At 37.0% G+C, this 9,750-nt stretch carries 9 protein-coding genes; all 9 read left to right on the top strand.

The window, feature by feature from the left end:
* The first annotated feature begins 248 nt into the window (after positions 1-248).
* The 9 genes from zwf to FC88_RS02435 all read left to right on the top strand — a co-directional run bounded on the left by zwf (position 249) and on the right by FC88_RS02435 (position 9,724).
* Positions 249-1,688: a glucose-6-phosphate dehydrogenase gene (zwf, locus tag FC88_RS02475; protein WP_057812440.1), complete on the top strand. Its 1,440-nt coding sequence runs from the start codon at positions 249-251 to the stop codon at positions 1,686-1,688.
* An 11-nt stretch (positions 1,689-1,699) separates the two neighbouring features.
* Positions 1,700-2,830: a DNA polymerase IV gene (dinB, locus tag FC88_RS02470; protein ID WP_057812438.1), complete on the top strand. Its 1,131-nt coding sequence runs from the start codon at positions 1,700-1,702 to the stop codon at positions 2,828-2,830.
* A complete protein-coding gene (locus FC88_RS02465; RefSeq protein ID WP_057812437.1) occupies positions 2,823-3,779 on the top strand; it encodes a DHH family phosphoesterase in 957 nt (318 codons plus the stop codon). The genes dinB and FC88_RS02465 overlap by 8 nt, the downstream gene beginning before the upstream one ends.
* The gene (locus FC88_RS02460; protein WP_057812435.1) at positions 3,780-5,120 is read left to right on the top strand and encodes a DEAD/DEAH box helicase; all 1,341 of its coding nucleotides are present in this window, start codon (positions 3,780-3,782) and stop codon (positions 5,118-5,120) included.
* A 258-nt stretch (positions 5,121-5,378) separates the two neighbouring features.
* Complete coding sequence (gene alaS / locus FC88_RS02455; protein WP_057812433.1) at positions 5,379-8,015, top strand: alanine--tRNA ligase; 2,637 nt, start codon at positions 5,379-5,381, stop codon at positions 8,013-8,015.
* Between the two features lie 63 nt (positions 8,016-8,078).
* A complete protein-coding gene (locus FC88_RS02450; protein ID WP_057812431.1) occupies positions 8,079-8,336 on the top strand; it encodes an IreB family regulatory phosphoprotein in 258 nt (85 codons plus the stop codon).
* A complete protein-coding gene (gene ruvX / locus FC88_RS02445) occupies positions 8,337-8,771 on the top strand; it encodes a Holliday junction resolvase RuvX (protein ID WP_057812429.1) in 435 nt (144 codons plus the stop codon).
* 10 nt (positions 8,772-8,781) lie between these two features.
* A complete protein-coding gene (locus FC88_RS02440) occupies positions 8,782-9,081 on the top strand; it encodes a DUF1292 domain-containing protein (protein WP_057812426.1) in 300 nt (99 codons plus the stop codon).
* Between the two features lie 100 nt (positions 9,082-9,181).
* The gene (locus tag FC88_RS02435) at positions 9,182-9,724 is read left to right on the top strand and encodes a CvpA family protein (protein ID WP_083484535.1); all 543 of its coding nucleotides are present in this window, start codon (positions 9,182-9,184) and stop codon (positions 9,722-9,724) included.
* Positions 9,725-9,750: the final 26 nt, after the last annotated feature.

Raw genomic sequence — 9,750 nt, 5'->3', positions numbered from 1 at the left:
ATAATTTTAATTTCATTGAAATGTCAACTTGACAAGGCAGAGTGCATTCCAGCCAATCACAGGGCTTTTGCGGACGACGGCATACTTAGTCATACATTCAAGTATTTTTCCTTGCCTTAAACCTTACTTGAGGGTATATCATTTCCAAGTAAACAACATATTTATATAAATAATAAGCGTTTAATGAAGAAGTTTAATAATTCATGTTGTAAAATATAATTACATGATGCTTTCAAAGGAGTTTAAAAATGGTTACAGAAAAATCAGCAATTTTTATTATTTTTGGGGGATCTGGTGACTTAGCTCATCGTAAGCTGTATCCTTCTTTGTTCCGTTTGTATAAATCGGGATTTTTAAAAGACCACTTCGCCGTTATCGGTACTGCCCGTCGTCCTTGGAGTGATGACTATTTCCGTGAAACTGTTATCACTTCTTTGAAGGACTACTTTGATGATAGTGAAAGTGTAATGAAAGAATTTGCACAACATTTCTTCTATCAATCACACGACGTCAATGATTCAGAACATTACATTGCTCTAAAGAATTTGGCTGCTAAACTCGATGATCAATTTTCTGCTGGCCACAACCGCGTTTACTATATGGCAATTGCTCCAAGATTCTTTGGAACTGTTGCTGAACACATCAATTCAGAAGGCTTGAAGACTGACGGTTACAACCGCTTGGTTATTGAAAAGCCATTTGGTCGTGATTTAGATTCAGCTTGCGAATTAAATGGTAATATTTCTAAAGCTTTCCCAGAAGATGATATTTATCGTATCGACCACTATTTAGGCAAGAAGATGGTTCAAGAGATTCCAGATATTCGAGCTCACAATCCAAAATTTGAAAAGGCTTTGAACAATAAATACGTTTCAAATATTCAAGTAACTTTGGCTGAAAAAATTGGTGTTGAAGATCGTGGTGGATACTATGAAACAGCTGGAGTTCTTCGTGATATGGTTCAAAATCACATTATGCAAATTATCGGTGCCACAGCTATGGACGAACCAGCGGCTACTGATGCTAAGGTTATTCACAAACACAAATGTGACTTGTTCGCTTCTTTGAAAGAAATAACTCCAGAACAAGTTGACCAAGACTTTGTTCGTGGACAATATGATACTGACAAGCTCGGTGAAGAAAATGCTTATCGTCAAGAGGACAAAGTAGCAGAGGATTCTAACATTGAAACTTTCACTGCTGGTAAAATTGAATTTTCTTCAGATCGTTGGAGTAGCGTACCATTTTACGTACGTTCCGGTAAGAGAATGCCAGACAAGACTTCTAGAGTTGATATCGTCTTCAATGAAAAAGTCGCTGAACTTGGAATTAAGCCAAATACAGTCGTAACACTCTTGATTGAAGAAAAAGATGGTCACAATGTTTTGATCAACGGAATTGACTACAAAGAATCAGCTCAAGATTTCATCAAGTTTCCTGAAGAAAAAGATTTCGACAATGCTCGTGAAGCTTATGAGAGTTTGATTATTGATATTCTTTCTGGAGACCGTGTTCACTTTACTCTTTGGGATGAATTAAGAAGTACTTGGAAGTATATTGATACGATTGAAGAACGTTGGGCTAGTCAAACACCAGAATTTCCAAATTACGTTAGTGGCACAATGGGACCAGATTCTGCAGAAATGTTACTTGAACGTGATGGTAATTCTTGGGTTTGGGATGATTAGAGGTAAGACCTATCTTTTTAAAGATACCCATTAAAATTGAAGAAAACAGAAAAGTCATCCATGTTGATATGGATGCTTTTTTCGCTTCTGTAGAAGAAAGAGAACATCCCGAATACAAAAAGAAGTGTTTGATTGTAGCTCAAGATCCACGAAAACACCATCATCACGGAGTAGTAACTACGGCTAATTACAATGCCAGAAAATATGGAGCTCATTCAGCCATGCCAGCCCAACAAGCGGTTGATTTGATTCCTAAAGAAAAACTAGTTATCACGCCACCAAATTTTGAACTATATCGTAGTGTTTCCAATCAAATTCATGATATTTTTGCGGACGTGACTGACAATTATCAATCAGTTGCTTTGGATGAAGCTTACTTAGATGTCACTAAAAACAAGCTCAATGAAACTAACACGATTAAGATTGCTAATTATATTCAACAACGAATCGTCAAAGAAACTAATTTAACTTGTTCCGTCGGGATTTCTTACAACAAGTTTTTAGCTAAGATGGCTTCAGATTACCGCAAACCCTTTGGACGAACGATAATTCTTGGTAAATATGCCAAAGAATTCCTCAAGCCGATTCCAATCGAAAAATTTAACGGCATCGGTAAAGCTATGCAAGAAAAACTTCACGAGATGGATATTTATACTGGTGAAGATTTACAAAATCTCGACCAAGATACTTTCTTACAAAAATTTGGCAAGATGGGCTACGTAATGTATAAACGTGTCCACGGAATCGATGATTCTCCAGTTGAAGGACATCGAATGCGCAAGTCTATTGGTCGAGAGCGGACTTACAATCGTAATTTAGTAACGGAAGAACAAATTTATCAAGAATTAGACTTCTTAGCCGAAATGGTCAGTCAAGATTTAAAAAAGAAACGTCAACATGGCAAGACGGTTGTCTTAAAAATACGTAATTCTGACTTTGAAACAATCACCAAGCGCATGAGTTTTCAAGATTATGTCCAAACAAAATCAGAAATTTATCGTGTTGCTAAAGATATTTATGATAAATTAAAGGTAACTGATCAAAAGATTCGACTCGTAGGGATTACAGTCACCAATCTTGACCCATTGTCTTATGAGGAAGTTTCTTTGAATTTGTCTTATGAGGAGGACAAGTATGAATAGCTTTGCGCAGATAATTGCAACAATCAAAAAATATGATAGAATTATCATTCTACGTCATCAAAATCCTGATCCTGATGCATTGGGATCTCAAGCTGGTTTAGCCACAGCCATTCGCCAAGCATTTCCAGAAAAAAATGTTTTAATTGGTGGTAACAACACTGAAGGTTTGAAGTGGCTCTCAACGGTTCAAGAAGTAACTGATGAAGACTACAAGGGAGCTTTGGTAATCGTTACTGATACTGCCAATCGACCAAGAATTGACGATCAACGTTTTGATGATGGAGCTTACTTGATCAAAATCGACCACCATCCTAATGACGATGCTTATGGTGATCAACTTTTTGTTAATACTGATGCTAGTTCTAGTTCAGAAATCATCGCTGATTTGATCGACAGCAGTTCTGAATTAACTTTGACTAAAGAAGTCGCTTATTACTTATACGCTGGAATTGTCGGCGATACAGGAAGATTCTTGTATCCAGCGACAACGGAACATACAATGCGTGTCGGCGGTAGATTTATTGCTTTGGGTGTTGATACAGCAGCTATTAACAATAAGATGAACGAGATCACATTGAAACAAGCTAAACTTCAAGGTGTCTTATTCGATATTTTACAAATCGATTCTACCGGTGCAGCCTATGCTGTGATTGACCTTGAAATGATGAAAAAACTTGGTATCAATCAAGAGCAAGCTAATTCGGTCGTTTCCACACCAGGTCGTTTGAAGGAAGTTTGTTCATGGATGGAAGCTGTTCAAAAAGATGACGGAACTTTCAGAATGCACTTGCGTTCTCAAGGACCAGTCATTAATGAATTAGCCAAAAATCACAATGGTGGCGGACACCCACTTGCAAGTGGAGCAACTGCCAAAGATTATGATGAAGTAAAACAAATGTTTGAAGAACTAAAAGACTTAGTAGCTAAATATAACCAGAAGGGTGAATAGATGACTAAATTTTCACAATACAACTTTAATGATGCTATCAATAAATCATTAAAAGAGATACATTTTGAAGAACCAACTCCAGTTCAAGAAGCAGTAATTTCATTGATCAACAAGAAGAAGGATATTATCGTTCAATCAGAAACAGGTTCTGGTAAAACGCATGCTTTCTTATTACCATCAATGAATGCTTTGACTAGTGATCAGGAGGTTCAACTTTTAATTGCGACACCTAGTCGTGAGTTGGCTTACCAAATTTATGAAGATACACAAGCAATTTTGAAAAACTATCCTGAAGAATACAATGCCTTTATCTTCGTCGGAGGAGCTGACAGAGATCGTCAAAGAAGAAAACTAGAAGCTCACCAACCACAAATTGCAATTGGAACTCCCGGAAGACTTTGGGACCTTATCAGTGACAATACTTTGCATGTCGAAAATGTTCAAAGATACGTCATTGATGAAGCTGATATGACTCTAGATATGGGATTCTTGGACGTTGTCGATAAGATTACTGACAAATTGCCAGAAGACCGTGAAATGATGGTCTTTTCAGCTACGATTCCACAAAAATTAGAACCATTCTTGAAGAAGTACATGCATGGACCTCAAAGAGTTGAGATCAAGAACAACAGTATTATTCCTAAGAACGTTGACAACTGGTTGATGTTTTCACACGGCCGTGACAAAAAAGAAATTATTTATCAATTAATGACAATTGGTGAACCTTACTTAGTGTTGGTATTTGCTAATACTAAAAAGACTGTTGATGAAATTTATCAATATCTTCGTGGCAAAGGTCTAAAAGTTGCTCGTATTCATGGTGGCTTAACACCTAGAGAACGTAAGCGTACGATGAAGCAAGTTGAAAACATGGAATATCAATTCGTAATTGCAACTGACTTAGCTGCTCGTGGAATTGATATTAACGGAGTTTCCCACGTTATCAACGCTGAAATTCCTGACGACTTGGACTTCTTCGTTCACCGTGTTGGTAGAACTGGCCGTAACAAGATGTCAGGAACTGCTATTACTTTGTACGATCCCGGCGAGGAAAACAAAATTGATGCGATCGAACACATGGGGATTACTTTTGAACCTAAAGATATTAAAAATGGTGAAATCGTTGAAGCAGTTGAACGTGACCGTCGTTTCACACGTAAAGCTAATCAAGAAAAGCTTGATACTAAATTAGTTGGTTACGTTAAGAAACAAAAGACTAAGAAAAAACCTGGTTATAAGAAGAAAATCAAGCAGGCAATCAATGAAGAACATCGTCAACAAAGAAAGATTAAGATTAGACAAGAACGTAGAAAACAAAGAGATGCAAGACGTAAAGGCTAGATTAATAGTTAGCTCAGATATAATTATTGACAATTTTTAAGTTGATGGTTAATATTTTCCTTGGATATATCTTATGTTGAATACTTCAAAGAGAAGGCTAGTTGGTGAGAAAGCCTAAATATTGAATATAAAGATGCTGCCAATTTAAATTGTAAATAATAAGTGTTGAGAGGCTAACGAAAATCGTTGCAAACAAGGTGGTACCGCGCAGTGGCGTCCTTGGAATGCAGCGATTTTTCGTTTTTTTGGGGAGATAAAATGAAGAACTTATCAAGTGCTGAAATAAGAAAAATGTTTTTAGACTTTTTCCAGTCAAAAGGTCACATGATTGAACCTAGTGCATCACTAGTTCCACACGATGATCCAACTTTGTTGTGGATCAACTCCGGTGTTGCTACTTTGAAGAAATATTTTGATGGTACAGTTGTGCCAAAGAATCCACGTATCACTAATGCTCAAAAATGTATCAGAACTAACGATATTGAAAATGTTGGTAAAACAGCTCGTCACCAAACATTCTTTGAAATGCTAGGTAACTTTTCAGTTGGTGATTACTTCAAAAAAGAAGTTATTCCTTGGGCTTTTGAATTCTTAACAAGTCCTGATTGGATCGGTATGGATGTCAACAAGATGTACGTGACAACTTATCCAAAGGATACTGAAACTCAAAAACTTTGGGCTGAAGTAGGAATTCCTCAAGATCACATATTAAAAGCTGAAGACAATTTCTGGGATATCGGTGAAGGTCCTTGTGGTCCCGATTCAGAGATCTTCTACGACCGTGGTCAATCATTCAACAATCTGGCTGAAGATGATCCAGAAAACTATCCTGGTGGCGAAAATGAACGCTATCTAGAAGTTTGGAACATCGTGTTCTCAGAATTGAATCACTTGCCAAATGGTCAATACGTTGAACAACCACATAAAAACATTGATACGGGGATGGGACTAGAACGTCTAGTTTCCATCATTCAAGGTACTAAGACTAACTTTGAAACTGACTTGTTCATGCCTTTGATCGAAGACGTTGGTAAAATCAGTGGTAAAAAGTATGGCGAAGATGCTGAAAATGACATTTCATTCAAGATTATCGCTGACCACGCTAGAACTGTTTCATTTGCTATTGGTGATGGAGCTTTGCCTTCAAATGAAGGTCGTGGATACGTTATTAGACGTTTGATCAGACGTGCTGTTTTGAATGGTAAGAAGCTTGGCATTAACGGACCATTCTTATACAGATTGACACCAATTGTTGGTAAAATCATGGAAAGTTACTATCCAGAAGTTAGCCAACAACAAGAGTTTATTTCTAAGACGATTCAACAAGAAGAAAAACGCTTTTCAGAAACACTTGATGCTGGTCTTGCTTTACTTAACGGTGTTATTGCTGATCTTCGTAAAGAGAATAAAACAGTTATCGACGGAGCTAATGCTTTCAAACTTTATGATACTTACGGTTTCCCAATGGAATTAACTCGTGAATATGCTAATGACGAAGGTTTGTCAGTTGATGAAGCTGGTTTCAAGGAAAATATGGAAGCTCAAAAGCAACGTGCTCGTGAAGCTCGTGGAAACTTGCAATCAATGGGTATGCAAGATGAAACTTTGATGGAAATCAAGACGCCTAGTGAATTCGTTGGTTATGATCACAATGAAACACAAAGCACTTTGAAGAACATCATTGTTAGTGATAAAGAAGTGAAATCTGCTACTGAAGGTCAAGCTCAACTAGTCTTTGATACAACTCCTTTCTATGCTGAAATGGGTGGACAAGTTGCCGATGCTGGTAATATCTATGATCTTAAAGGTAATCAAGTTGCTGAAGTAATTGATGTTCAACACGCACCAAATGGTCAAAATATTCACTTGGTAAATATCATGTCAGAAATTGACGTTGATACGAAATATCAATTGAAGATCGATACGGACTTCCGTGAAAAAGTTCGTCACAATCACACAGCTACTCACTTGTTGGATCAAGCTTTGCGTGACGTTGTTAGTTCAAGAACTCATCAAGCTGGATCCTTAGTTGAACCAGACTACTTACGTTTTGACTTCAACAGCAACGCTGCTTTAACATCAGAACAAATTTCAGAACTTGAAAAAATTGTTAATGAAAAGATTTGGGCAGCTATTCCAGTTAAGACAGAAGTTTTGCCTATTGAAGAAGCTAAGAAGAAAAAAGGTGCTATTGCCTTATTTAGTGAAAAATATGGTGACACAGTTCGAGTAGTTGAAATTGATGACTATTCAACAGAATTCTGTGGTGGTACACATGCTCGTAATACTTCAGAATTAGGTTTGTTCAAGATCACTTCTGAATCCGCTATTGGTTCAGGGACAAGAAGAATCGAAGCCGTAACTGGTGAAGAAGCTTTTGAATACTTGAATGAGCAACTACAAACATTGCAAGAGACAGCTAAGAATATGAAAGTTAACCAATTGAAGGATGTTCCTAGTCGAGCAACTCAAATGGCTGACGAAATCAAAGCTCTTAAACGCGATAACCAAAACTTAAAGACACAACTTACAAATCAAAAATCCGCTGAAGTCTTTGACAACGTGGAAGAAATCAATGGCTACAAAGTCATTTCAAATATTGTTCCTGCCGACATGTCAGCTCTTAGACAATTAGCTGATAAGTGGAAGAATGATAACAGTTCCGATATCTTAGTACTTGGTGCTAGTGGAGATAACAAGGCTAGTTTAGTTGTAGCTGTTAACAAAGCTGCTCAAGACAAAGGTGTCAAAGCTGGAGATTTAATTAAGAAAATATCTAAAGAAATTCAAGGTGGCGGCGGTGGTCGTCCAGATATGGCGCAAGCTGGTGGAAAGAATCCGGCTGGTTTAACAAATGCGTTACAATTAGCTAAAGATATTATTAAATCTTTATAAAGTGGGCTATAATTGAAATGAAGCTTTTCGGTCACTTAAATTTTAGTTAGATGGAGGTTTGCCATGAGTTCACTTGATAAAACTATGAGTTTCGATTTTAATGAAAACAAGGGCAAAGATGTCAAAGAAACACTGCAAAGTGTTTACCAATCACTAGAAGAAAAAGGATATAACCCAATTAACCAAATCGTTGGATACTTACTTTCTGGTGATCCAGCTTATATTCCAAGACATAACGATGCTCGTAATTTGATTTTGAAGCATGAAAGAGACGAGATAATTGAAGAATTAGTCAAAAGTTATCTCAATCAAGGTAGATAAATGAGATTATTAGGTTTAGATGTTGGTTCGAGAACTGTCGGGGTTGCTTGCAGCGATTTATTAGGATGGACTGCTCAAGGGGTAGAGATCATCCGAATCAATGAAGATAAAGAGGAATTTGGCTTAGATCGACTAGGCGAAATCATCAAAGAAAAGCAACCCACAGGAATTGTATTAGGCTTGCCCAAAAACATGAATAATACTGAGGGACCTAGAGTGGAAAAATCTCGCGAGTATGGCAAGATGGTCGAAGAAAGATTTCATTTGCCAATTGATTTCATCGATGAGCGTCTAACAACTGTTCAAGCTGAGAGAATGTTGATTGATGAGGCTGATGTGTCTCGTAAAAAACGAAAGAAAGTTATCGATAAAATTGCCGCTGAGATGATTTTACAAAATTATCTTGATGCTAAAGGTAAACTAACACGAAATTAAGGTGATAAACATGAGTGAAAAACAACCACCAAAAGATTTAGATGAAGTTATTTTAAGTGATGACCAAGGTAATGAAGAAGTTTATAAAATTCTTTTTACTTTTGAATCAGACGACTATGGTAAGTCATATGTATTCCTATATCCTAAGGCTAGTGAAGATGATGAAGAGATCGAAATCCAAGCATTTTCATTTACACCTGACGAAAATGGAGACGTCGATGCTGGAGATTTAGATCCAATCGAAGATCCACAAGAATGGGATATGGTTCAAGAAGTTTTGAACACCTTCACAAGTGACGAAGATCAATAAAGCAAAACACTTAACGATTGGCATTTGCCAATCGTTTGATTGTATCTAGTCCTATGATTTATAAATTCGCTATTGAGCATGATTGAAGTAAGGGGAAATAATGCTGAGTCTGTTACTTATTTTACTTTTGATATATGGTTTTTATATTGGCGCTCGCCGAGGACTTGCCATGGAGGCATTTTATGCGGTCGGATATGTACTGTTCTTTGCTTTGGCATTGGTGACTTTTAAGACACTAGGGCCTAAGTTTGAAATGTTAGTACCATATCCTTCGGCTAATTTAGGCAGTGAGTTTGCCTTTTTCTCAATAAAAGTTGGTATGGAATTGGATAATGCATTTTACCGCGCTTTTGCTTTTATTTTTGTATGTTTCATTGGTTGGATCATCGTTAGATTTGCTGGACTTTATTTTAAGCGTTTGACATATTTTCCAATGTACAATGACATCAATATTTTAAGTGGAGGAATCATCGCTTTTGTCGTTACTTACGTGGCCATTTTCATGGTCTTGTTAATGATGGCAATGGTACCGGTGAGCGGTATTCAACATGCTTTGCAACATTCATTTATAGCTTCGACAATGATTAAGAGTACGCCGGTTTTGACGAATCTACTTAGTCATTTGTGGATTGGAGCTATCTAAACTTTAAGACTGAGACGTTTGTTTCA

The organism is Companilactobacillus futsaii JCM 17355 (assembly GCF_001435505.1).
Classification (GTDB): Bacteria; Bacillota; Bacilli; order Lactobacillales; family Lactobacillaceae; genus Companilactobacillus; species Companilactobacillus futsaii.
This window is presented reverse-complemented; position numbering and strand designations above follow the sequence as displayed.